Source organism: Cohnella sp., from assembly GCF_041640265.1.
In the GTDB taxonomy this organism is placed as follows: domain Bacteria; phylum Bacillota; class Bacilli; order Paenibacillales; family Paenibacillaceae; genus Cohnella.
Window position 1 is genome coordinate 114,996 of sequence record NZ_JBEQAP010000004.1, and the last position, 24,031, is coordinate 139,026.

At 48.8% G+C, this 24,031-nt stretch carries 23 protein-coding genes and 1 other annotated feature; of the genes, 21 read left to right on the forward strand and 2 right to left on the reverse strand.

What is annotated here, in order from left to right; all coding sequences use genetic code 11:
• The first annotated feature begins 16 nt into the window (after positions 1-16).
• The 7 genes from murA to sigG all read left to right on the forward strand — a co-directional run bounded on the left by murA (position 17) and on the right by sigG (position 7,639).
• Positions 17-1,291 carry a UDP-N-acetylglucosamine 1-carboxyvinyltransferase gene (gene murA / locus ACESLK_RS04830; RefSeq protein WP_372663050.1) on the forward strand — a complete coding sequence of 425 codons (1,275 nt, stop codon included), beginning with the start codon at positions 17-19 and terminating at the stop codon, positions 1,289-1,291.
• A 106-nt stretch (positions 1,292-1,397) separates the two neighbouring features.
• Positions 1,398-2,180: a cell division protein FtsQ/DivIB gene (locus ACESLK_RS04835; protein ID WP_372663052.1), complete on the forward strand. Its 783-nt coding sequence runs from the start codon at positions 1,398-1,400 to the stop codon at positions 2,178-2,180.
• A 188-nt stretch (positions 2,181-2,368) separates the two neighbouring features.
• Positions 2,369-3,613, forward strand: a complete 1,245-nt coding sequence (ftsA, locus tag ACESLK_RS04840) for a cell division protein FtsA (protein WP_372663054.1) — start codon at positions 2,369-2,371, stop codon at positions 3,611-3,613.
• Between the two features lie 52 nt (positions 3,614-3,665).
• A complete protein-coding gene (ftsZ, locus tag ACESLK_RS04845) occupies positions 3,666-4,799 on the forward strand; it encodes a cell division protein FtsZ (RefSeq protein WP_372663056.1) in 1,134 nt (377 codons plus the stop codon).
• Between the two features lie 231 nt (positions 4,800-5,030).
• On the forward strand, positions 5,031-5,993 hold the full coding sequence (gene spoIIGA / locus ACESLK_RS04850) for a sigma-E processing peptidase SpoIIGA (RefSeq protein WP_372663058.1): 963 nt from the start codon (positions 5,031-5,033) through the stop codon (positions 5,991-5,993).
• Positions 5,994-6,009: 16 nt separating this feature from the next.
• Positions 6,010-6,732 carry an RNA polymerase sporulation sigma factor SigE gene (gene sigE / locus ACESLK_RS04855; protein WP_372663060.1) on the forward strand — a complete coding sequence of 241 codons (723 nt, stop codon included), beginning with the start codon at positions 6,010-6,012 and terminating at the stop codon, positions 6,730-6,732.
• Positions 6,733-6,856: 124 nt separating this feature from the next.
• Positions 6,857-7,639: an RNA polymerase sporulation sigma factor SigG gene (gene sigG, locus ACESLK_RS04860; RefSeq protein WP_372663062.1), complete on the forward strand. Its 783-nt coding sequence runs from the start codon at positions 6,857-6,859 to the stop codon at positions 7,637-7,639.
• A gap of 462 nt (positions 7,640-8,101) precedes the next feature.
• Here the strand turns inward: sigG and ACESLK_RS04865 are convergent, their stop codons facing one another.
• The gene (locus ACESLK_RS04865) at positions 8,102-9,028 is read right to left on the reverse strand and encodes a transposase (protein WP_372663064.1); all 927 of its coding nucleotides are present in this window, start codon (positions 9,026-9,028) and stop codon (positions 8,102-8,104) included.
• 504 nt (positions 9,029-9,532) lie between these two features.
• Between ACESLK_RS04865 and ACESLK_RS04870 the strand changes: the two genes are divergently transcribed.
• From ACESLK_RS04870 to ACESLK_RS04910, 9 genes are all read left to right on the forward strand, one after another.
• Complete coding sequence (locus tag ACESLK_RS04870) at positions 9,533-9,808, forward strand: YlmC/YmxH family sporulation protein (protein WP_372663065.1); 276 nt, start codon at positions 9,533-9,535, stop codon at positions 9,806-9,808.
• A 70-nt stretch (positions 9,809-9,878) separates the two neighbouring features.
• Positions 9,879-10,709 (forward strand): peptidoglycan editing factor PgeF, encoded by an 831-nt coding sequence (gene pgeF / locus ACESLK_RS04875; RefSeq protein ID WP_372663067.1) that lies wholly within the window; start codon positions 9,879-9,881, stop codon positions 10,707-10,709.
• Positions 10,710-10,716: 7 nt separating this feature from the next.
• The gene (locus ACESLK_RS04880) at positions 10,717-11,415 is read left to right on the forward strand and encodes a YggS family pyridoxal phosphate-dependent enzyme (protein WP_372663069.1); all 699 of its coding nucleotides are present in this window, start codon (positions 10,717-10,719) and stop codon (positions 11,413-11,415) included.
• A gap of 2 nt (positions 11,416-11,417) precedes the next feature.
• A complete protein-coding gene (locus ACESLK_RS04885) occupies positions 11,418-11,870 on the forward strand; it encodes a cell division protein SepF (protein WP_372663071.1) in 453 nt (150 codons plus the stop codon).
• Positions 11,871-11,877: 7 nt separating this feature from the next.
• The gene (locus tag ACESLK_RS04890; protein ID WP_372663073.1) at positions 11,878-12,147 is read left to right on the forward strand and encodes a YggT family protein; all 270 of its coding nucleotides are present in this window, start codon (positions 11,878-11,880) and stop codon (positions 12,145-12,147) included.
• Positions 12,148-12,161: 14 nt separating this feature from the next.
• The gene (locus ACESLK_RS04895) at positions 12,162-12,947 is read left to right on the forward strand and encodes a YlmH family RNA-binding protein (RefSeq protein ID WP_372663075.1); all 786 of its coding nucleotides are present in this window, start codon (positions 12,162-12,164) and stop codon (positions 12,945-12,947) included.
• Between the two features lie 83 nt (positions 12,948-13,030).
• On the forward strand, positions 13,031-13,516 hold the full coding sequence (locus ACESLK_RS04900; protein WP_372663076.1) for a DivIVA domain-containing protein: 486 nt from the start codon (positions 13,031-13,033) through the stop codon (positions 13,514-13,516).
• A 132-nt stretch (positions 13,517-13,648) separates the two neighbouring features.
• Positions 13,649-13,949, forward strand: a binding site (T-box leader).
• A 49-nt stretch (positions 13,950-13,998) separates the two neighbouring features.
• The gene (gene ileS / locus ACESLK_RS04905; protein WP_372663078.1) at positions 13,999-17,091 is read left to right on the forward strand and encodes an isoleucine--tRNA ligase; all 3,093 of its coding nucleotides are present in this window, start codon (positions 13,999-14,001) and stop codon (positions 17,089-17,091) included.
• A gap of 277 nt (positions 17,092-17,368) precedes the next feature.
• Positions 17,369-17,632, forward strand: a complete 264-nt coding sequence (locus ACESLK_RS04910; RefSeq protein WP_372663309.1) for a DUF5665 domain-containing protein — start codon at positions 17,369-17,371, stop codon at positions 17,630-17,632.
• Positions 17,633-17,714: 82 nt separating this feature from the next.
• Here ACESLK_RS04910 and ACESLK_RS04915 read toward each other — a convergent pair whose 3' ends face one another.
• The gene (locus tag ACESLK_RS04915; RefSeq protein WP_372663080.1) at positions 17,715-18,440 is read right to left on the reverse strand and encodes a TraR/DksA C4-type zinc finger protein; all 726 of its coding nucleotides are present in this window, start codon (positions 18,438-18,440) and stop codon (positions 17,715-17,717) included.
• A gap of 184 nt (positions 18,441-18,624) precedes the next feature.
• On the opposite strand from ACESLK_RS04915, the gene lspA reads away from it, so the two are divergent.
• The 5 genes from lspA to ACESLK_RS04940 all read left to right on the forward strand — a co-directional run bounded on the left by lspA (position 18,625) and on the right by ACESLK_RS04940 (position 24,028).
• Entirely contained in the window at positions 18,625-19,155 is a 531-nt protein-coding gene (gene lspA / locus ACESLK_RS04920) for a signal peptidase II (RefSeq protein WP_372663082.1), read from the forward strand.
• Positions 19,121-20,113, forward strand: coding sequence for an RluA family pseudouridine synthase (locus tag ACESLK_RS04925; RefSeq protein ID WP_372663311.1), 993 nt, complete (start codon positions 19,121-19,123; stop codon positions 20,111-20,113). Before lspA ends, ACESLK_RS04925 begins: the two co-directional genes overlap by 35 nt.
• A 112-nt stretch (positions 20,114-20,225) precedes the next feature.
• On the forward strand, positions 20,226-21,479 hold the full coding sequence (locus ACESLK_RS04930) for an LL-diaminopimelate aminotransferase (RefSeq protein ID WP_372663084.1): 1,254 nt from the start codon (positions 20,226-20,228) through the stop codon (positions 21,477-21,479).
• A gap of 634 nt (positions 21,480-22,113) precedes the next feature.
• Entirely contained in the window at positions 22,114-22,674 is a 561-nt protein-coding gene (gene pyrR, locus ACESLK_RS04935; RefSeq protein ID WP_372663086.1) for a bifunctional pyr operon transcriptional regulator/uracil phosphoribosyltransferase PyrR, read from the forward strand.
• 49 nt (positions 22,675-22,723) lie between these two features.
• Entirely contained in the window at positions 22,724-24,028 is a 1,305-nt protein-coding gene (locus tag ACESLK_RS04940) for a dihydroorotase (protein ID WP_372663313.1), read from the forward strand.
• Positions 24,029-24,031 lie beyond the last annotated feature (3 nt).

Consider the following 24,031-nt stretch of genomic DNA (forward strand, 5'->3'; position numbering starts at 1 on the left):
CCCGGAGGTGAAACCCTTGGACAATTTGGTTATTGAAGGCGGACAGCCGCTTTCGGGAACCATTCGTATCCACGGAGCCAAAAATGCCGCTTTGCCGATTTTGGCCGCCAGCTTGCTCGCGGAAGGAAAAGTGACCATTCGCAATGTCCCCAGGCTGCTCGATATCGAAGTCATGCTGGATATTTTGCGAGATCTCGGGTGCGAGGCCCGACATCAGGATACGGTGGTGACAGTCGAAACGGCAGTCGCAACATCCTCTCACATTCCGGAGACGCTGATGCGAAAAATGCGTTCCTCGGTGTTCTTGATGGGGCCGCTTCTTGCGCGATTCGGGGAAGTGCAGCTCTACCAGCCAGGAGGATGCGCCATCGGCGAGAGAAAAATTGATTTACATTTACGCGGTCTAGCGGCTCTAGGCGCGAGAATAGAAGAGAAAGGCAGCAGGATCGTCTGCTCGGCAAGCCGACTCAAAGGAGCCGAAATCAGCCTAGATTTCCCGAGCGTTGGAGCGACGGAAAACATTATGATGGCAGCTGTCCTTGCAGAAGGACTGACAACAATCATAGGAGCTGCTAGAGAACCGGAAATTCAGGACTTGCAGCTGTTTCTTAACCGGATGGGAGCGCAAGTGCAGGGCGCAGGAACGGATATGCTTACGATAGTTGGAGTAAGCTCCTTAAACGGTTGTGAATTCGAGGTTATTCCCGATCGCATCGTTACGGGGACCGTGATGGTTGCCGCTGCTGCGACACGGGGTGAAGTGACGCTGGAAAATACACAATCGGGTCACCTGACCTCTCTCATTCATGTGCTAAGACGTGCAGGTGTTCAAATTGAGGCTGGAAATGATATAATGAAGGTTAGCGCATCCAAGCGCCCTTTGGCGGTTGACCGTATCGTGACCTCGCCTTATCCAGCATTTCCGACCGATTTGCAGGCTCAGGTTATGACGCTGTTAGCCCTTTCAGACGGTGTCAGCGTAATGAAGGAAACGATCTTTGAAGGGCGCTTCAAGCATGTGGAAGAATTATGCCGCATGGGAGCAGACATCCGTGTAGATTTGAATAACGCTATTATTCGTGGAGTCACTCAGCTCTATGGTGCTACGGTTGAAGCGACCGATTTGCGTGCAGGTGCAGCGCTTGTCATTGCAGGCTTAGCGGCGCAGGGCCGTACTGTAGTCGAGCAAGTGCATCATATTGATCGCGGATACGATCGAATCGAGGATATGTTCCGTCAGATTGGCGGGAATATCACCCGAGAGGTCCACAAGAGTAAGGTTTACAGCTAACGGTGCAGCTTTCCCCCGCCGCAGAAGCCTTCTTCCGCAGTGGGGTGCTTTTTTGTTACTAACAAGGACAGGCTCGCCATGTCCGCCGAAAGGAGGGGAAGGGTCGATGGCAGAACGTATTCCCGCACTAAAGAAGGTTGATACGCCTAGACCTCGCCGCGGCAAAAAGCTGCTTAGAATCTTAATGGCACTTTTTGTTATCGTTCTTGTCGTGCTGTTTTTCCGATCCCCTCTCTCTGAGCTTTCGGAGATTCAAGTCATAGGAAATGAACTGCTCAGCGAAGAGGAAGTCTTGAAGGTCATTGAGGTATCAACGGGTGATTCTTTTTTTGTGCCAACTGCTGAGAAACTTAAAAAAAAGGTTATCTCGTTAAATCCGGTTGAGAATGTTATAATAACTAAAAAGTTTCCCGGCGTTCTTCGAGTTAAGATCAAGGAATTTTCTCAAGTTGCGGTTCAGCTTGCGGCGGATGGCAAAGTGTCTACTGTTTTATCCAATGGTTTCTCCTTGCCTCTTCCAAGCGACCGATTACCGGATAAGCCGATTCTTTCCGGTTGGAAGGCGGAGGACCCGAATTTGGTTGCGCTTTGCCTCGTTCTTAGCGAGTTGCCGAGTTATCTCCTTGCGGATCTGTCAGAAATTCACCCGGATCCTTCGACATCATATCCAAATCGGATAAAACTCTTCACAAGATCTCGATTCGAAGTCTTAACAACGGTAGAAAGATTGCCAGACAAAATTTCATACCTTAGCGATATCGTACAAAATCGGGAGCCGGGAAAAATAATAATGTTGGAAGCAGACACTTATTTGCCATATTCAGCAGAATATGTAACCGAGGAAACGCAGGACGCCGATAAACTTAAGGAAAAGGACTCTACTCAATAAACAAAAAGAATGCTAGAATTTCATTTATGGGTGAATCGGGTATACAAACAGAGTATGTTAACACCACCCTCAGTGACTAATTAAAAAAATTGTAGAAAAAAGAGGGAAAACCTCGAGGATGTGGAATAAGTAGAGGAAGCATCCCTTGTACGCAGCTACTTTCATCGATCTACGGGAGGTGCCACCGGTTGAGTAATAACGACCTCATCGTCAGCCTGGATATTGGAACTTCGAAAATCCGGGTGATTATCGGGGAGATCAGCAACGGGGCCATTAACATCATTGGCGTAGGATCTGCAGATTCCGATGGAATCCGTAAAGGCGCCATTGTAGATATTGACCAAACCGTGCAATCCATCCGTAATGCCGTCGATCATGCCGAGCGCATGGTCGGAATTGGAATAAGCGAGGTTTACGTCGGGATATCCGGCAATCATATCGCATTGCAAAGCAATCACGGAGTCGTCGCCGTATCCAATGAAGATCGGGAAATAGGCGAAGAAGATATTGAACGTGTGCTACAAGCGGCCAAAGTGGTTGCCTTACCACCTGAACGGGAAATCATCGGGCTAGTTCCCAAGCAATTTTTAGTTGATGGGCTGGCGGATATTCAGGATCCGCGCGGCATGATTGGCGTTCGACTCGAAGTCGAATGCACGATCATTACAGGTACCAAAGCAGCGGTACATAACCTGATGAGATGCGTGGAGAAGGCAGGTCTGCGTATTTCCGGCATTATCCTTATGTCTCTAGCCTCGGGTATGATGGCGCTAACCAAAGATGAGAAGCAAATGGGTACGGTTCTGGCCGATATTGGTGCGGGATCAACGACTCTTGCCATCTTCGAAGGAGGAAGTCTTGCTGCTGTGTCTACGTTGCCTATTGGCGGGGACTATGTAACAAGCGATATTTGCTACGGCCTCAAAACCCAGACAGAGCACGCTGAGAAAATCAAGCTGAAGTATGGGTGCGCCCGTACGGAAGATGCATCAGAGGAACAGAAGTTTAAGGTGATGCGGGTAGGGAGCAATATGGAGAAGGAATTCTCTCAATTGGATCTAGCCAATATCATTGAACCTCGTATGCAAGAAATTTTCCAGATGGTCCGTCAAGAAGTGAAACGACTAGGTTACCACGACAAAATTAACGGTTACGTCTTAACCGGCGGATCTGTTTCTCTGCCTAGCGTTCTTCCATTGGCTCAGTATGAATTAGAATCCAGTGTAAGAATCGCGGTGCCGGATTATATCGGCGTAAGGGATCCTTCCTTCAGCAGTGGAGTCGGAATGATTCAATACGTAACCAAATATGTTCGAACACGCGGTGCAGTTGGAACTAAACGCCCGTCTAAAACAACGAAATCGTCCGGAAGCACGGCATCCAAACCTGGCATTGTTGAATGGTTCAAAAACATGTTCAAGGAATTTATTTAAGCCGCCGCTTACGAGGAACCATTCAAGCGAAGCGAGGAGGAGTTAACAAACTATGTTGGAGTTTGATTTTGAAATGGAGCCACTCGCGAAAATCAAAGTTATCGGAGTTGGTGGCGGCGGCAGTAACGCTGTAAACCGGATGATTGAGAACGGCGTCAAGGGCGTCGAATTTATTACCGTTAATACAGATGCGCAAGCATTGCACTTAACGAAATCCGAACAAAAGCTGCAAATCGGGGACAAGCTTACCCGTGGACTCGGTGCTGGCGCTAATCCGGATGTTGGTAAGAAAGCAGCCGAGGAATCCCGCGAGTTTATTACCAATACACTTAAGGATGCTGATATGGTTTTTGTAACAGCTGGAATGGGTGGCGGTACAGGAACGGGTGCTGCACCTGTTATCGCTGAGCTTGCGAAGGAATGCGGAGCGCTTACAGTTGGAGTAGTTACGCGTCCATTCACTTTCGAAGGCCGCAAGCGTTCTGCGCAAGCGGAGCTGGGAATAGAAGCTCTTAAGGAAAAAGTGGACACGCTTATCGTTATTCCTAACGATCGATTGCTTGAGATTGTCGACAAGAAAACACCAATGCTCGAAGCTTTCCGTGAAGCCGATAATGTCCTGCGTCAAGCTGTTCAGGGTATATCTGACCTGATTGCTGTGCCTGGGTTAATCAATCTAGATTTCGCTGATGTGAAGACCATTATGACAGAACGTGGTTCTGCCTTGATGGGAATCGGAATTGCATCCGGTGAGAACCGTGCTATGGAAGCTGCTCGCAAAGCCATTATGAGCCCGCTTCTTGAGACTTCAATTGAAGGCGCTCGCGGTGTGATCATGAACATTACCGGCGGCTCTAATCTTTCCCTATATGAAGTGAATGAAGCAGCTGAAATCGTTATTTCCGCTTCCGATCCGGATGTGAATATGATTTTCGGTGCGATCATTGACGACAACTTGAAGGAAGAAATTAAAGTTACCGTGATTGCGACAGGATTTGAGCACAAAGGGCCTACTCGTCGTGCGACACCTGCTTCAGCAGCTCCTCAGATTCATACGGAAACGGCAAACCCAAGCGGTGAAGCTCGTTCTGCAGGAACATTACGCCCTTTCGGTAATCAAACTACTTCCGGGGATCAATTGGATATTCCTGCATTCTTGCGGAATCGCCCGCGTAACGACCGTTAATTAAAATTCAATACTAGTAACCAAAGAGGCAGATCAGGAATTGTTATTCCTGATCTGCCTCTTTTTTTATTTTTTTCTGCAACTGTATGAAAGATTATTTCCGACAAAAAAAGGTTTAGCGGGTCGGCAAGATTAGACAGACACCGGATTTGAAAGCGATTATACTGGGTTCATCCATCCCGGCCTGCACATTCATATGATATTACCGGGCAATAAAGGGTGGGGGATTCTATGACCGTGTATGTGGACTTGGTATTTTTCACTAACCTTGCCGTGGACGGAACTGTTCTCCTTGCGACAGCAAAAGTACGTCACCTTCGACCATTGCGCAGCCGCTTGTTCGTTGCCGCTATTCTGGGAGCTTTATACGCCGCTGCGATGTTTTGGGCAAATATCCCGTATTTATATTCCTTTGTAGTTAAGGTGCTGATCTCCCTCATTATGGTGCTGCTTTCCTTCGGTTATGGCGGGCCTTTGCAGCTTGTTCGTAATTTCGGAGCCTTCTACTTGGTGAATTTTGCGACGCTTGGAGGAGTAATCGGTCTCAGCTTCTTGCTGCAATCCTCAGGATCACCATGGGGCGGGATGTCCTATACAGCGGATGGCGGCGTTCTGCTAGAGTGGCAGCTGCAGCTGGGGTTATTTGTTACTACCTTTTTGTTGTCGATTTGGTTGTTTCGAAGCACCTCAGAAACGCGCAGGAAACGTGAGGATCTGGAGCAGCTGTTCTGGGATATCGAGATTAAGGTGGAAGCACGCAGCTGGCCGTTAAGGGGGCTTCTGGATACGGGCAATCGATTGTATGATCCGTTGACGCGTATTCCCGTCATGATCATGGAAGCGAGTATCTGGAAGGAGGACTTACCGCCAGGCTGGTGTGAACGGTTGAAGGATGAGTCGCCTGACAGGCTCATTTCAGAGATGGATGCCTCCACATCTGAGTCTTACGCTTGGAGCAATCGGCTTCGCCTAATCCCCTATCGTGCAGTGAATGGAAATTCCCGTCTGATGCTGGCTGTTAAGCCGGATGTTGTCTTGCTGTCAAGAGAAGGACATCCCCCCATTGAAGTCACTCGTGTTCTTATTGGTTTGGACGGTGGGACGTTGTCCTCCGAAGGTAATTATAGGGCTATCGTCCATCCGGATTTGGCTCAAGCCGACCCTAAGGCGTCGGTTCCATCTCAGCCTGCATGACAGGAGGTTTGCAGAAATGTTCGTGAACTGGAAGCTAAGGTCGCAATTATCGTTTTATCGCCTGTTATTCTGGTTTGGTTGGAAAAGTGAAGAGGTCTATTACATCGGAGGCAGCGAAGCGCTGCCTCCCCCCCTTAGCCGTGAAGAGGAAGAGTATTTGCTTGGACGGTTATCAACGGGAGATGCGGCAATACGTGCCATGCTGATCGAGAGGAATTTAAGGCTTGTTGTTTACATTGCGCGTAAATTCGAAAATACAGGAATTCATATTGAAGACCTTGTATCCATCGGTGCTATTGGCCTTATTAAAGCTGTAAACACATTTGATCCCGATAAGAAAATAAAGTTGGCCACTTATGCATCCAGGTGTATCGAAAACGAGATTTTGATGTATTTACGCCGGAATAGCAAAACACGTACTGAAGTTTCTTTTGATGAACCCTTGAATATTGATTGGGATGGGAATGAGCTTCTACTCTCCGATGTTCTGGGTACGGAGAATGATACGATTTATCGGAATATCGAGGAGCAAGTGGATCGTAAGCTGCTGCACAAAGCGTTAGATAAGCTGAACGAGAGAGAGCGGACCATTATGGAGCTCAGGTTTGGTTTGGCTGATGGGGAAGAAAAAACTCAGAAAGATGTCGCTGATTTACTCGGCATATCACAATCGTATATTTCTCGGCTAGAAAAACGCATTATTAAGCGGCTGCGTAAGGAGTTCAACAAAATGGTTTGATCATTAATAGAAAATTCACACATTTCAACCTTTTCCGCGAAAATCCAGATGTCTCATTTTACGGAATAAAAAATACCTTCCCGGAGATACTTTACATTAATGCTGCTCCCCGGGAGGAATTGCCTTGACCCGCAATAAAGTGGAGATTTGTGGAGTGGACACCTCAAAGCTGCCCGTTCTAACCAATGCCGAAATGAGGGAATTATTTCTTTCGCTGCAAAACCAAGGGGTACTAGCCTCTAGGGAAAAATTAGTTAATGGTAACCTGCGTTTGGTTTTAAGTGTTATACAACGTTTCAACAACCGAGGGGAATTTGTCGATGACCTGTTCCAGGTCGGTTGTATCGGTTTAATGAAAGCGATCGATAATTTCGACTTGGGCCAGAATGTACGATTCTCAACTTATGCGGTACCGATGATCATCGGGGAAATTCGCCGATACTTGCGTGATAACAACCCGATACGTGTTTCCCGAAGCTTGCGCGATATCGCCTACAAAGCTTTGCAGGTTCGAGATCAGCTAACGAACATGCATTCCAGAGAGCCGACCATTTTAGAAATATCAGAAGTACTGAATGTACCTAAAGAAGATATTGTATTCGCTCTTGATGCGATTCAAGATCCGGTTTCTTTGTTCGAGCCGATCTATCACGATGGCGGTGATCCGATTTTCGTCATGGATCAAATCAGCGATGAGCGGAACAAGGACGCCCAATGGATCGAAGAGATCGCGCTTCGTGAAGCGATGAGAAAGCTAAATGATCGGGAGAAGATGATACTGTCAATGCGTTTCTTCGAGGGTAAAACCCAGATGGAAGTCGCGGATGAAATCGGAATCTCACAAGCCCAGGTCTCTCGCTTAGAGAAGTCTGCCATTCAACAAATGCAGAAGCACGTTAAAACTTAAATTAGCTGCAGGAGGGTAAAGCTTGTCTTTGCCCTCTTTTCTATTCCCGCCTAATGTCCGCTATCCCGCTCACTCAGGAGGCTGTCGCCATCCTCGTAGTCCGCAGTCCACATTTCGCAGTCCTCACTTCGTAGTACGCTCCCTGTATCCCCTATGTCCGTTATCCCGCTCGCTCAGGGCTCCCATCCTCGTAGTCGCACCCTATATCCCCTATGTCCATTATCCCGCTCGCTCAGGGCTCCCATCCTCGTAGTCGCACCCTGTATCCCCTATGTCCATTATCCCCCTCACTCAGGAGGCTGTCGCTATCCTCGTTTTCCGCAGTCCACATTTCGCAGTCGCATCTCGTGTCCGCACCCTCCACGCCCTATGTCCGTTATCCCGCTCGCTCAGGGCGGGGTTCAGAGAGTAGTTAGAGCTAGGCTCAAAGAGTGTTAGCAGAAATACAAAATTCAAGGAATTTTAACTAACCTTACTTAGTTGATATAAATAGCGATTTTTGTATTGGGACGAATTGTTCTCGCGCATGATCAGATGCGGGTAAGTTAGTACCGGCGTGATCGAACATTGCTGTAGAAGTACAGCGAACAAGTTATTGCTTCTTTTGGTTCTGGTATAGCCAAAACAAAACTGATCTAAGTATGATTGTAAATGCTTAGGACCAATGCCTTTGAAGATTTCGTTGATCCATTGTGAGGCTTGGAGGCATATTTTAATTAATGGTCTGAATCTATTCATGCTAAATTTCTGATTAACTATAATAACCTCTAACGCATCTGGATCAACATGTTGACCCTTAAAGACATGGCCGGCATAAGTGGAGATATGGTTGTCTTGTAGATGCTCATCAAGGACTTGTTTGATTTTGAGCTGAGTGAATTCCCCATTGGCGCCCAAAGACGCTCCAACAAGTAGGGGTTGCTCTTGGTGATGGCGGAAAACAGTTGGATTATATGGATTGCCGTAGTTTCCCCAATTCACTCGTACAAGCCCGCTAAGCAGCTCATGCGAGTCTGCATGGGACATGGCGTGGCGGATTTTGTGGCATATGAGCCAGGAGGTTTTATAGGTCGTGCCAATAATTGAGGTCAAATGCGTAGCGCTGAGACCCTCGGGTTGAGCATGAAGGAACATCGCTAGGAACCAAAGCTTTAGAGGCGTTCGACTTCCTGCCATAATTGTGCCAGCAATAAGTGAGGTCTGGGTATGACATGAACGGCATTCATATAGGGGCATTTTACGGGAACGGATTTCATAAAAATGTTGATGTGTGCAACGAGGGCAGGAAAATCCACCCGGCCATCTGGCGGCAAAAAGAGCCTGTACACAATCCTCTTCCTTTTCAAATTGTTGGCAGAATTGTTCAAATGTCAGGGTTTCATGCATCATTATTCCCTCCAATGTAGAACGTATGTTCCTATTTTAATTGTACTAAAAATATACATTTATTTCAAGGTGATTTTAGAAAAAAAGTAAAAGGAGACTTGAATTTTCAACCGGTCTGAGCGAAGGGGATAGTGAACATAAGCGATAGAAAGTGAGGGATAACCTCGATGAGTAGAAGATTCGGGGACTATTCGGACCTGAGCGAAAGGGATAGTGAACATAAGCGATAGAAAGTGAGGGATAACCTCGATGAGTAGAAGATTCGGGGACTATTCGGACCTGAGCGAAAGGGATAGTGAACATAAGCGATAGAAAGTGAGGGATAACCTTGAAGAGTATAGGATTCGGGGGACTGTTCAGAACTGAGCGAGGGGGATAGTGGACATAAGCGATAGAAAGCGAGGGATCACCCGAGAATATTGTTCGCGGGCTACCGTACATTTTTCCAGACTGGCTCATATAGTTAGTAATAGGGTACGAATGCCCAGGCGACGGGGGGCGAGGGATATGAAAATATCCGATTTCCAAACGAAGGATGTCATTAACATTGTGGACGGGAAAAAACTAGGCCAAGTGAGTGATCTGGAGCTGGATTTAAGGCAGGGACGAATTGATTCTATTGTGGTACCGACTTCAACGCGGCTGTTTGGAATGTTCGGCGGGGGAACGGACGTCGTGATTCCATGGAGGAACATTGTAAAAATCGGTACGGACGTCGTGCTCGTGCGATTAGACGAGGCAAAGGTTTACAGGCTTGAGGATGGTGAACATTCGGGAAGATAGCGCGCCTCGGCGCCTTTCTTCCGATTGCAGATGAGCTATGGTAAACTGGGATCGGGGGTGGCATTCATTTATGGAACCGTTTCAGTTGCGCACAGTGCCGGTGGATAACGCCCTATTGCTGCTGCAGTCTTGGTGCGAGTCCGATGGATTAACCGCCGGCTTTACAGCAAGACAAGCCGGGAATACGGCTCTTCACGTAGGAGACGAGCATGATACTGTAATAAACAATCGCAGACGGATCACAGATCAGCTAGGATGGCCTTTTGGAGCCTTCACTTGCGCGGAGCAGGTGCATGGAAATCATGTCCATGTCGTTACACGCGAGGATGCAGGGAAAGGCCGAGAAGTTCGCCAAGATGCGATACAAAGCACTGATGCTATGATAACGAACGAAACGGACCTGATGCTTGTTATGTTTTTCGCTGATTGCGTGCCCTTATACTTTTACGACCCGGTGACGAAAAGCATGGGACTTGCTCATGCCGGCTGGAAGGGGACGGTATCCGAAGTTGCCATACGCACAGTTGAGAAATTGAGCGAAACCTATGGGGCGAAACCAGAAAATATCATCGGAGCAATCGGTCCTTCGATCGGCAGCTGTTGTTACGAGGTAGATGAATTCGTCCTTCAGCATGTAAGGCCGTTATTGGAAGGTACACCTCTGGGGAATGATTTTCTGGAGGGTGTGAATATCATTCAACAGTATGAATCGAATAATCGTGCTTTTCTAGACTTGAAACATTTAAACCGACATCTTATGATAAAAGCAGGAATTTTGCCGAGCAACATCGAAATCTCATCATGGTGCACTTCATGTCGTACGGACATTTTCTTTTCCCATCGCAAGGAAAACGGTGTGACAGGACGCATGATGAGTTGGATGGGCAGGAAATCGAGGTGATCGTTTCGTGACGTTGCAGAGCCGTCTTCGAGACGTGGAAAATCGGCTGGAGCAAGCGTGCCAAAGAAGCGGAAGGCAGCGCGATAACATACAGATTATCGCAGTTACCAAGTATGTATCGGTGAATACGGCTGAAGCTGCCGTAAACGCAGGTATGACCCATATTGGTGAAAACCGATGGCCGAATGCCAAAGCGAAATGGGAGAAGCTGAAGGGACAAGCTGTTTTTCATTACATAGGCTCACTTCAGACGAATAAGGTCAAGGATGTTGTCGGCAAATTTGATTACATTCATTCCCTAGATCGTCTTTCTCTCGCCGAAGCTATTCATAACCGAGCACAGCTGCTGGATATTCAGGTGGCCTGCTTCCTCCAGGTAAACGTATCGGGAGAGCAATCCAAGCAGGGCTTATCTCCAGAGCAAGCGGAAGTGTTTATCCGACAACTGCAAGCCTATGATCGAATTCGCCCCATCGGATTGATGACTATGGCCCCGTTCGAGAGCCGACCGGAGGATACTAGACCGATCTTCCGTAAGCTGAGAGAGCTGCGCGATGAACTCAACAAGCTAGAAATCTTAGGGGAGCCTTTAACCGAGCTGTCGATGGGGATGTCCAATGATTTCGAGGTCGCTGTGGAAGAAGGCGCAACACACGTGCGGTTGGGAACGGTATTGGTCGGGAAAGAAGAGATAGAGGAGGGATAATCATGAGTGTTATGAATCGTTTCTTGAACTATTTAGGATTACAAGAAGAACAAGAGATGGATCGTGACCACGATCGAGCGAACGCAAGCGAGGAACAAGAAATTGAAACCCCGGCGTTCGATACACGTAAACAATCTGGAAAGAATAATGTTGTAAGCCTTCACTCCCAGAAGAATGCCAAGTTCGTCTTGACTGAACCGCGCACTTATGACGAGGCTCAGGAAATCGCGGATCAACTCAAATCGCGACGTTCAGTCATCGTTAATTTGCAACGTGTAAGAAGAGATCAAGCCATTCGAATCGTTGACTTTCTAAGCGGCACTGTCTATGCGCTTGGCGGTCATATCTCGAAGCTTGGACCGGATATTTTCCTATGCACGCCGGATTCAGTGGAAGTATCAGGGACGATAACAGAGATGATGTCGGAGGAAGCTGACTACCCTAAAATGAGGTGACCCCAAGTTGGATCAGATAGCAGGCTACATCATACTTCTCCAAGATATTTATTTCTACATGATATTGATTTATGTATTGATGTCTTGGTTGCCTTCCGTTAAGGAAAGCTTTGTTGGAGAGTTTCTAGGTCGAATGGTAGAACCGTACCTGCGTCCTTTCCGACGTTTTATTCCGCCTATAGGCGGAGTGCTTGATATTTCGCCGATTGTCGCCTTGATCTCATTGAGATTCGTCGCCTTTGGCCTGATTACCGTGTTAAACTTCTTTATCGGATAGAAGGGTTCATACCTATGGTACAACGAGAAATTTACGAGCATTTTCATCCGGATGAGAAAAGCTTTGTGGATCGCGCCTGGGAATGGGTCGAACGCGCCGCTGAACGTCACGAGACGAAGCGGACGGATTTTCTCGACCCGCGCCAGGCGCATATTTTATTTACTCTGGCTAATCGCCATCCGGATGCACAAGTCGTACTTAACGGCGGAAGCGCGCGATCCGAACGACAAAGGGCGATAATAGCTCCCGACTACAAGGTGCTGGACAGTGAAGAGTTTGGCATCGTCGTATTGGAGATTGTTTCGGATGATCGCCGTATTTCCGACCTCGATCATGGAGACTACTTAGGCGCTCTGCTAGGTCTAGGAATTAAGCGTGATAAGATCGGCGATTTGCATGTAAGCGAGCAAGGCTGCCATGCTTTGATAACTACGGATATCGGAGACTTTCTAATCGGTCACATGAAACAAGCGCATCGCGTGGATGTGAGCGTGTCCGTAAGGCCGCTGCTTGAGCTTCGCGAAGTAACGGCTGAATTAGAGGAGCAGGTGCTCTCGGTCGCTTCAATGCGCCTAGATGGCGTGGCAAGCGATGTCTTCAGGCTAAGCCGGACAAAAATCATGGCGCCGATCAAAGCCGGACGTTGCCGAGTAAATTGGAAGCCCATCGAGGACCCCTCCTATCACCTAGGAGCGGGAGACGTTGTATCGATGAAGGGTTTTGGCCGTTTTAAGGTGCTGGAAGCGGAAGGCGTATCAAAAAGCGGGAGAATTCGCGTGAGGGTCGGTAAATTTGTGTAAGAGTATAGCAGGATTTTCACTGCTTTCGTCGAATTCAGTCAGAGTAGAAGCTATGTGGAAATCAGAATCTAGGAGGTGCGCCGATGCCACTTACTCCATTGGACATTCATAACAAAGAATTCGGCCGCAGATTGCGCGGATACGATGAAGATCAGGTAAACGAATTTCTCGACCAAATCATTAAGGATTATGAAGCGATGATTCGCGAGAACAAGGAGCTGCAGAATCAAGTTGCAGCCACGCAGGACAAGCTGGGACATTTCTCCAACATCGAGGAAACACTCAGCAAAACGATTATTGTCGCGCAGGAAGCTGCAGACGAGCTGAGAAGCAATGCCAAGAAGGAAGCCCAGCTTATCGTTAAGGAAGCGGAGAAAAACGCCGATCGCATTATCAATGATGCGCTGTCCAAGTCCCGTAAGGTAGCCTTGGAGGTCGAAGAATTGAAGAAGCAGGCGACGATCTACCGCGCTCGGTTCCGCGCATTAATCGAAACCCAGATGGAGCTCCTCACACAGGACGGCTGGGAGTCGCTCGACAGTCGTGAGCCAAGAGGAATCGAAGCCTAACGACATCGGTTTAAGGGAAAGACAGCTAAAGATCCTTAGGGATCTTTTTTGTTTGGTCAAATGGCATAATCTAATCGCCGTTTGACAAATGCTTCGACAGAAAGTATAACAAGAATATATGATTCATCTATAGCAACATCGAAGACGGGAATCAGTAAGCGTGTATCCGAATTCCAGAAAGTTGGCGGTTGCTGCGAGCCAATGTTAGGAGCATGCCGAATATCATCCCCGAGATGCTTAGCCGAACTTCGCCGAATATTAATTCAGCGAACAATAAGCTAAGCCGGAGGTCCACCGTTAAAGGGAACACGCACATTTAATGTTTAGGCTGCTTGTCTAGGCAAAATGTTCGTTACAAGTTGTCGCCTTCGTTTCCGATTCTGGAAGCGTAAGCGAAACAAGGGTGGTAACGCGAGATAACCTCGTCCCTTTCCAGGGATGGGGTTTTTATTTATTTTTTAGGAGCGAAAGGATGAGGATTCATGCGTCGAGTTGATGTGAAAGAGCGGGCAAGAGCCCGCGAAGAACGAGTCCTAAAGCAGTGGAAGGAAGAGGACACGTTCCGTAAATCGGTTGACAATCGGGCGGGTAAGCCTAATTTTGTATTTTATGAGGGACCTCCGACTGCGAATGGAAAGCCCCATATCGGTCATGTGCTCGGCCGAGTCATTAAAGACTTCGTCAGCCGCCATAAGACAATGGCAGGCTACCGAGTTATTCGCAAAGCCGGCTGGGATACGCACGGATTACCGGTAGAGCTTGGCGTGGAGAAGCAGCTCGGCATTTCGGGCAAGCTTGAGATTGAGAAATACGGCGTAGAGCCTTTTATCAAGAAATGCAAGGAAAGCGTGTTCGAGTATGAGCGCCAATGGCGTGAATTGACTGAAGCGATCGCTTACTGGACGGACTTAGATGATCCTTATATCACTCTAGACAATAACTATATCCAAAGCGTATGGCATGTCCTAGCGACGATCCACGAGAAAGGCTTGTTATACCGCGGACATCGGGTCAGCCCATACTGCCCGGATTGCCAGACAACTCTCAGCTCGCACGAGGTTGCTCAGGGTTATGAGGACGTCAAGGATCTGACCGCTACCGCGAAATTTAAGCTTCAGGCTAGCGGAGAGTATGTCCTTGCGTGGACAACAACGCCATGGACTCTTCCTGCTAACGTTGCGCTCGCCGTAAACCCGCAGCTTGATTATGTGCGCGTACGCCAAGCTGATGGAGTGTATATCGTAGCTGCGGCGCTTGCAGAGAAAGTCATGAGAGGCGAGTATGAAACGCTGGGCACCGTCAAAGGGAAAGACCTCGTTGGTCTGACCTATGAGCCGTTGTTCCCTTACGTGAAGGTAGACAATGCGTATCGGGTCATTGATGCCGATTATGTAACCGATTCAAGCGGTACGGGTATCGTTCACATTTCCCCTGCTCATGGAGAGGACGATTACCGCGTAGCCAAGCAGCATGATATTCCGATGCTGATGGTCGTGAACAATGCGGGGCGTTATATCGATGAAGTGACAGATCTGGCTGGCCGTTTCGTGAAGGATTGCGACATCGATATCGTTAAGATGTTATCCGAACGCGGCTTGTTATATCACAAGGAGAGAGTTGAGCACAGCTATCCGTTCTGCTGGCGCTGCAAAACGCCGCTTCTCTATTACGCTACGGAAAGCTGGTTCATCAAGACAACGGCGGTTAAAGAGCAGCTAATCGAGAACAACAAGACGATTCAGTGGTACCCGGAGCATCTGCGCGACGGAAGGTTCGGCAAGTTTCTAGAGGACCTCGTCGATTGGAACATCAGCCGGAATCGCTATTGGGGAACGCCGCTTAACGTGTGGACTTGCGAGTCGTGCGGTACGGAGAAAGCGCCTCATAGCCGATCTGAGCTCCGTTCACTCGCCATCCAAGAGATTTCAGAGGATATAGAGCTGCATAAGCCCTATGTGGATGCCGTTCAGCTGCAATGCGGCTGCGGGGGAGTGATGAATCGAGCCTCCGAGGTTATTGACGTATGGTTCGACAGCGGCTCGATGCCATTCGCGCAATATTTCCATCCATTCGGGGATGAGTCGAAATTCGCTGAGCAATATCCGGCAGACTTTATCTGTGAAGGAATTGATCAGACGCGCGGCTGGTTTTTCAGCTTGCTGGCCGTCTCCACGCTATACAATGGGAAAGCGCCTTACAAGTCTGTTATTTCTACCGGACACGTGCTGGATGAGAGCGGACAGAAGATGAGTAAATCCAAGGGTAATGTCATCGATCCTTGGGAGATCATCGAGGAATTCGGCACAGATGCATTCCGTTGGGCATTGCTTGCCGATAGCGCGCCATGGAACAGCAAACGGTTTTCTAAAGGTATCGTCGCGGAAGCTAAGTCCAAAGTGGTAGATACTCTTGTTAATACGCATGCTTTCTACGCGTTATATGCTTCCATTGACGGTTACAATCCTTCGGAGCATCCGAGAATCAAGTCGGAGAACAAGCTGGATCGCTGGATCTTGTCTCGCTTGAACTCATTGATCGGCGATGTCGTTAAAGGTTTAGAAATCAATGATTTCCTAAATCCAGCCAAGGGGATCGAGCAGTTCGTAGATGAGCTGTCCAACTGGTACGTTAGACGTTCGCGCGACCGTTTCTGGGGCAGCGGGCTGACGGAGGTTAAGCTTACCGCTTATCAGACGTTAGGCGATGTGCTTGTGACTTTGTCTAGATTAATTGCGCCATACGCGCCATTCGTCTCCGAGGATATTTACGGTAATTTAGGCGGAGACGGCAGCGTTCACCTTGCGGATTATCCGGTCGCCAACCAAGCGGCTATCGATTTGGAATTGGAGCGGGATATGGCGGTTGCTCGCAACATGGTTGAGCTTGCGCGTAATATCCGCAATGAATCCAACCTTAAGACGCGACAGCCGTTGTCTGAGCTGCTGGTATCCCTAAGCGGAGACTTCGATCTTGCAGGATACGAGGATATCATCAAGGACGAGATCAATGTCAAAGCCATTACGATCGTAAACGATGACAGCGGGTTCGTTAATTTCAATCTCAAGCTGAATCTTAAGGTCGCCGGGAAAAAATACGGCAAAAACGTCGGTCCGCTCCAAAGTGCGCTAAAAGGGTTATCGAATGAAGAGACGCGAAACGTAGTCCAATCGGGTGAATTTGTTTTCATTTCCCCAGAAGATGGGACGCTTTCGGTTACTCTAGATGAGCTTCTTGTGGAAAAGGAAGCCAAAACAGGCTTTGCCTCTGCTTCCGGCGGCGGTTTAACGGTGGCGTTAAATACCGATATCACGCCTGAGCTGGAGCAGGAGGGCTGGGTACGCGAGGTCATTCGCGCAGTGCAGGATACTCGTAAAAAGCTAGACCTGCCGATTGAGAAGCGAGTCGATCTCGTCCTTCATGTCGATGCTGAGCTGGAAGCGGCGCTTCGTGCTTTTGATAACGTCTTGAAGGAAAACGTACTCGTTAATCAGGTTACATTCGGGCAAGCGGCAGGGATGGAAACGGTGCAGGCGGGCGAGAAATCCATCGGGCTTGCGATTGTAACGGAAGCATAAATATTTGAGTTGCAAGCTAAACATAATAAGGAATACCAGAGGCGAGCTCCTCTCTCCGCGGTTCAACTTTTTCGTTGCTGCCGCGAGGAGGGCTCGTTTTGTATTCGACGCGGAGAGTAGATGACGTCGAGAGGGGCTGACGGCAATTAGTGAGCATTCTAAGGCAGGGAAACCGAATCAGATAAAGGTAAAGACCTCTGCCTCGCAGAACTCAACGGAGCATTTGGCGGAAGAAGCTAAGGAGCTGCGGGGGACGTTAGGGTTCCTTTCGGAGAAGCTGGAACGCTTATCGATTGACATGGAGAAGGCGCAGCTAAAGGAATATGTGAATCTGATGCATCGTCCTTGGCAGCTGATCTGGAAAAATTTAATATCGGGATTGGCAAGGGGAGTCGGGATTGCAATCGGGTTTACTTTCTTCGCGGCGACGATTGTTTATTTACTGAAGTTTCTCGGAGCGCTCAATTTACCTATTGTGGGGGATTATATCGCGGACATTGTCAGGATTGTTCAGCGACAGCTTGAGATTAACCCGTATTAGGGGAGCTGTAGGGCAAAAAAGGGGGGCTGCCCACAAATACTTATTGGAGAGCCCCTTCGAAAGGCCGACATTACATTCAAATTCATTCAAACAGCTCATCGGGCTCGAGAAAATGTTCGCCCTCATTCGATGCCATGTAATGGTGGTATGCGCGGTTCCGGACAACAGTTAAGTTATTTCCTGTGATATCGGTAGCAAGGAAGCTTTCAAGCGTCTCAACGAATCCATCATTCTCGCCGGCTTCAATGCCCATATGGTCATAATCCTCGATGTTGTTACCTTCTGCATAGGCTGGGCTGCTGGAGTCTCCCCAGGATTCCACGATCTGCCAGGCATCCTCGCCGTCGAATCCAGTCTCGTCGCGCTCGTCCACGCTAGAACGACCAAAGCCTGGGTACAGAAATACTTCCTCTACTGGACGGGTGTTCGAAGTCTCTTGCATTGGCTCGTGCTCTATACAATAAATGGCTGTAGGAAGAGCCTCAAGACGTTCTGTTGGAATAAACTTACCGCAAGCTGCACAGTGTCCATACTCTCCAGTGTCCATTCGCTCTAATGCAGCCTCAACACGTTCTAGTCGGAAGGCTTCCCTTTCCAATAGCGCAAGGTCCTTACTTCTCTCATATGTCTCCGTGCCCGCATCACCGGGATGGTTATCATAGCTGGAGAGCTCACCCGTCGAATCGCGAAAAGACGCAGAAAGCCCGAAATGGCCGTTATCGTTCACCCGGCTTGTAAGATCATCCCGCTCCTTTAGAAGACGACGTCTTAATGCCTGAACCCTTTCCTGATCTAAAGCATTACTCAAGATGTTCACTCCTCCCGCCTTTTGACTGCTTTTAGTTTTCTCTGCCGGGATTGATTTTACAAACAAAAAAATGCGGGCATCTCTGGAGCTTCTGTCGATTTTTACTTGCTCTACATGGACTCCCCTTGTCGCAGTGTGATAAAATCAACACGCAAGAGAATCGAATGAGGGGCGGTTTAAGCCAATGCAACGTCGTATTTGGCCGGTTTGGGCATATTATGCAGTAGCAGTTATCGTATTCCTGATTGATTATGTAAGCAAAAAAATAATTGATCGAACGGTAGAACTCAATACGGAATCAATTCCTGTGCTGGGAGATTTCTTCATCATCACTCATATCCGTAACAGTGGAGCGGCTTTTGGGATGCTGCAGGGAGGACGTTGGTTTTTTCTATTGATTACTCTTGTAGTTGTCATCGGAATTGTGTGGTACCTGCATCGTTCTTATCGTTCCGGCAGTGTTATACTGATGTTCGCCTTGGCGATGATTCTGGGCGGAGCGGTCGGGAATTTCTTGGATCGCGCTTTGTATGGCGAAGTCGTTGATTTTCTACAATTTAACTTCGGTGAGTATACATTTCCGATATTTAATCTCGCGGATTCCGCTATCGTTGGCGGCGTCGGGCTGGTTATCTTGGATGCGCTGCTGACCATGAAACAGGAGAATAAACCGAATGACAATGGAGAACAACCCCAAGAGCAGCAAACCGTCTGAAGAATGGGAATCAGGAATTGAAGAAAGCGAAACAGAAAACCGTGTGGAGTGGAAGGTTGAGAATCACAACGCCAGAGAGCGGGTGGACAAGCATATCGCCGAAATGATGGCAGACAAGTCCGTGTCCCGTTCTCAGGTACAAGAATGGATTCGGATCGGAGCGATCAGCGTCAATGGCCAGCAGGTCAAGCCTAACGCCAAGCTTGCGGCTGAAGATTATATCGTCGTATCCGTTCCTGAGCCGGAACCGCTCGAAGCACAGCCTGAGAATATCCCGCTTGCTATTGTGTACGAGGATACCGATGTTGTCGTTATTAACAAGCCGCGGGGAATGGTCGTTCATCCGGCGGTTGGCCATCCTAATGGTACAGTTGTTAATGCATTACTGTATCATTGCAAGGATTTGTCCGGAATTAATGGCGTGATGAGACCGGGTATCGTACACCGGATCGATAAAGACACTTCCGGCCTCCTCATGGTGGCAAAGAACGATCTCGCACATGCTTCCTTAGCAGAGCAATTGAAGGAGCATACGGTTAATCGCCGTTACTCTGCTCTCGTATACGGAGTCATGCAGCACGATAAGGGAACGATTGACGCACCTATCGGACGGGCTAATCATGACCGCAAGCTATACGTTGTGACCGATAAAAATAGCAAGCACTCCGTTACGCATTTTGCCGTGCTGGAGCGATTTGAAGAATATACACTGCTTGAGCTGAAGCTGGAGACAGGCCGGACACATCAAATTCGTGTTCACATGAAATATATTGGTTTTCCATTGGTAGGAGATCCCGTGTACGGCGGGAAGAGCGGGCGCACGTTAGGGATGACGGGGCAAGCGCTGCATGCAGGCGTACTAGGCTTCAATCATCCGCGCACAGGAGAGTACCTGGAGTTTACGGTTCCAATCCCTGAGGACATGGAGCATTCGCTTACGATTCTGCGAACTCTTTAACTCATTTTTTTCGCTTGCAAGTTTCTGCAAATGATCGACGAAAAAGTCCATGGCGAATAATTTCTTCATCAGTCATAGTAAGGTTAATTATTGATTTAAGGGGTGTATTGACGTGAGCGTAGAACAATACCAATCGACTTTTATTCAAGAGCAATTCGCTAGCCGCATTGGCGGCGCTGACTATGGTAAGGATACGAACATCTACAAATTCGAGAAAATCAAAAGAGCGAAGGCTGCGGCGAAACAAGCGCATCCTAACGTGGAATTAATTGATATGGGTGTTGGCGAGCCGGACGAGATGGCGGATGCCGGCATCGTTGCCAAGCTGGCTGAAGAAGCGGCCAAGCCTGAAAACCGGGGTTACGCGGATAACGGTATTCCTGAGTTTAAGAGCGCTGCGGCAAGATACCTGAAAAACGTGTTTTCCGTTGACGGTATCGATGCTGAGACTGAGGTTCTGCATACGATTGGCGCGAAACCGGCGCTAGCTATGCTGCCGACTGTATTTATTAATCCAGGTGATATCACCATCATGACTGTACCTGGATATCCGGTGATGGGAACGCATACGAAATATCTCGGCGGAGAAGTGTACAATATCAAGCTTACGAAGGAAAATAACTTCCTGCCTGACATTGACGCCATTCCTGAGGAGATCGCTAGACGCGCGAAGCTTCTATACCTTAACTACCCGAACAATCCGACGGGCGGCGCCGCAACGGTTGCCTTCTTCGAGAAGGTCATCGCTTGGGCGAAGAAATACAATGTCGTAGTCGTTCATGATGCGCCTTATGCTGCGCTTACCTATGACGGCGTAAAGCCTTTGAGTTTCTTATCCGTACCGGGAGCGAAGGATGTTGGAGTCGAGCTTCACTCCTTGTCCAAGTCCTTCAATATGACTGGCTGGCGGATCGGCTTCATCGCGGGTAACCCGCTAATCGTTAAAGCATTCGGGGATGTAAAGGACAACAGCGACTCCGGTCAGTTCATTGCAATCCAGAAAGCTGCCGCTTACGGTCTTGATCATCCAGAAATTACCGAAGCGATCTCTGCGAAATATTCTCGCCGTCACAATATGCTCGTTGCAGCGCTTAACGAAATTGGCTTCCGCGCTGAGAAGCCGAAAGGTTCTTTCTTCCTTTATGTAGAAGCTCCTAAAGGTATTGTAAATGGGCAACGATTTGATTCGGCTGAGGATTTCTCGCAGTATTTGATTCGTGAGAAGCTCATCTCGACCGTACCTTGGGAAGATGCAGGTAAATTCGTTCGTTTCTCCGTTACGTTCATTGCGCAAGGCGAAGCCGAGGAAGCGCGCGTAATCGATGAAATCAAACGCCGTCTGACGGACGTGCAGTTTGAGTTCTAAGTCATTCTAACCATTATAATGGCCAATGCCCGCTCGCTCGGGTGTTGGTCATTTTTTTCTCCTTATGGCCATTATCCCTCTCGCTCAGGCGGGGCTGAAACGTTCCCGCCCACACGCTGCAAAGGATTCTAGAGCGTCATACCCCGACCAAAGTAAGCTAATGGGTGCTGTAGCAGTACATTCTACGGCTATTGGTGACTAGGCGGGTCTTTTGGGTGCTATGGCAGTACATTCTACGGCTATTGGTGACTAGGCGGGTCTTTTGGGTGCTATAGCAGTACTTTCTATGGCTATTGGTGACTAGGTAAGTCTTTTGGGTATTGTAACAGTACATTCTACGGCTATAAGTCTGAGTCACCCGGTTCCCAGTCACGCAAGTGCCTTGACACTTCCTGTCGAACATGGGATAATCGTTGTTAATGAATGGGTACCTTTAATTCAGTCCCGTGAGACTGGCAAGGTGGCGCAGAATTGACACATATCCCTGGTGTACAACCGAACTGGCTTTGCAGGTTTTCTGCAGGCGGACAGGTTCTACTAAGCTGCGGATATTCTCATCTCTACGAAACCTCCTTGCGTCTGACGCAAGGAGGTTTTTATTGTGCCATCACCGTGTGAAGGAGGTGTCGATAATATGCACGACTCCCGCGTCATCATGGATGAATCCGCTATCCGACGGGCACTTACTCGGATTGCGCATGAAATGGTTGAGAAGAACAAAGGAATCGAAGGCTGCGTGCTCATCGGCATCCGCACAAGAGGGGTATACCTTGCTCGCAGGGTTGCGGAGCGGATCCTAGAGATTGAAGGCCATCCGGTAGCGATCGGCGAGCTGGATATTACTGGCTACCGAGACGATCGTCCGTTCTCGGCTGAAACGAATCGAATCGTTCCGGATAGTGAATTATCGCTTTTGGTAAAGGATAAGAGGATTATCCTTTTCGATGATGTGCTCTACACAGGGCGAACGATACGTGCGGCCTTAGATGCTCTAATGGATTGCGGAAGACCTCAATCCATCCAGCTAGCGGTTCTAGTCGACAGGGGACACCGGGAGCTGCCGATCCGTCCTGACTACGTCGGCAAGAACGTCCCGACCTCCCGGCATGAAGAGATCGATGTGTCGTTAAGCGAAGTCGATGATAACGATTGTGTGACGATCCTGCATCCGCGGGAAGCGGAAACCTTACGATAACCTCAAGTGACCCGCAACAGTAGAGGAGGCAAACGACATGACAACGACAATGACAACTTGGATTATGAATGCAAAGACGCTTAACCTCTTATCGGGTGAAATCGAAAATAAACATGTTTGTATAGAAAACGGATTGATCGCTCAGTGGCAGGATGGCTCAGCCACACCTGATACTGCAGGAGCGACAGTGATCGATGCCGGAGGCAAGCTTCTCTCTCCGGGTTTGATCGATATGCATGTGCACTTGCGCGAGCCGGGCTTCGAGTATAAGGAAACGATCGCGAGCGGTACGGAGTCCGCAGCCAAAGGCGGCTTTACGGTCATCGCTCCTATGCCTAACACGCGTCCGGTGATGGACACTCCCGAGACGATCCGGTTTGTTCTCGATAAGGCGGCGACGGAAGGCGTTGTCAGAGTGCTGCCCTATGCAGCCATCACGAAAAACGAGCTCGGAAGAGAGCTGACGGATTTCGCGGGCTTGAAGGAAGCCGGAGCAATCGGTTTTACGGATGACGGCGTAGGCGTACAAAATGCGCAAATGATGAAAAACGCAATGGCGCTGGCCGCCTCTCTGGATATGCCGATCATCGCTCACTGCGAAGATGACACTCTGGTCGAAGGCGCAGCAGTGTCAGAGGGCGCGTTCGCTCGTAAGCACGGGCTTAAAGGTATCCCGAATGAATCCGAAGCGATTCATGTTGGGCGGGACATTCTCTTATCCGAAGCCACTGGCGTACATTACCACATCTGTCATGTCAGCACGGAGCAATCGGTAAGACTCATTCGATTGGGTAAATCGGTCGGAGTGAAGGTTAGCTCGGAGGTATGTCCGCATCACCTCCTGCTCTCGGACGAAGACATTCCTGACAACATGGATGCCAATTGGAAAATGAACCCGCCTCTGCGTACGCCTAAAGACGTAGAAGCCTGCATTCAAGGGCTTGAGGACGGAACGATCGATATCATTGTTACCGATCACGCTCCACATAGCGAAGAGGAAAAATCCAGAGGCATGGAACGAGCGCCGTTCGGTATCGTCGGGTTCGAGACAGCCTTCCCGCTGCTATATACGAAGTTTGTTCGCACTGGACGATGGAGCTTGGATTTCCTTCTTCGCCGTATGACAAGCGATCCGGCACGACTGTTCAGACTCCCTTACGGGACAATGGATGTAGGCGCACCGGCTGACCTCATACTTATCGATTTGGAGAACGAACGGGAAGTTGATCCCGCAGAGTTTCTTACCAAAGGGCGCAATACCCCTTTTACAGGATGGAAATTAACGGGCTGGCCGGCTTTGACGATGGTTAACGGTAAGGTTGTTTGGACACAAGAGAACGGCATCAACCGCTAAGGA

Coding starts and splice junctions, on each gene's coding strand:
- ACESLK_RS04835 (WP_372663052.1), top strand. CDS start 1,398: ATGGCAGAACGTATTCCCGCACTAAAGAAGGTTGATACGCCTAGACCT.
- ftsZ (WP_372663056.1), top strand. CDS start 3,666: ATGTTGGAGTTTGATTTTGAAATGGAGCCACTCGCGAAAATCAAAGTT.
- spoIIGA (WP_372663058.1), top strand. CDS start 5,031: ATGACCGTGTATGTGGACTTGGTATTTTTCACTAACCTTGCCGTGGAC.
- sigE (WP_372663060.1), top strand. CDS start 6,010: ATGTTCGTGAACTGGAAGCTAAGGTCGCAATTATCGTTTTATCGCCTG.
- ACESLK_RS04865 (WP_372663064.1), bottom strand. CDS start 9,028: ATGATGCATGAAACCCTGACATTTGAACAATTCTGCCAACAATTTGAA.
- ACESLK_RS04870 (WP_372663065.1), top strand. CDS start 9,533: ATGAAAATATCCGATTTCCAAACGAAGGATGTCATTAACATTGTGGAC.
- pgeF (WP_372663067.1), top strand. CDS start 9,879: ATGGAACCGTTTCAGTTGCGCACAGTGCCGGTGGATAACGCCCTATTG.
- ACESLK_RS04885 (WP_372663071.1), top strand. CDS start 11,418: ATGAGTGTTATGAATCGTTTCTTGAACTATTTAGGATTACAAGAAGAA.
- ACESLK_RS04895 (WP_372663075.1), top strand. CDS start 12,162: ATGGTACAACGAGAAATTTACGAGCATTTTCATCCGGATGAGAAAAGC.
- ACESLK_RS04900 (WP_372663076.1), top strand. CDS start 13,031: ATGCCACTTACTCCATTGGACATTCATAACAAAGAATTCGGCCGCAGA.
- ileS (WP_372663078.1), top strand. CDS start 13,999: ATGCGTCGAGTTGATGTGAAAGAGCGGGCAAGAGCCCGCGAAGAACGA.
- lspA (WP_372663082.1), top strand. CDS start 18,625: ATGCAACGTCGTATTTGGCCGGTTTGGGCATATTATGCAGTAGCAGTT.
- ACESLK_RS04925 (WP_372663311.1), top strand. CDS start 19,121: ATGGAGAACAACCCCAAGAGCAGCAAACCGTCTGAAGAATGGGAATCA.
- pyrR (WP_372663086.1), top strand. CDS start 22,114: ATGCACGACTCCCGCGTCATCATGGATGAATCCGCTATCCGACGGGCA.
- ACESLK_RS04940 (WP_372663313.1), top strand. CDS start 22,724: ATGACAACTTGGATTATGAATGCAAAGACGCTTAACCTCTTATCGGGT.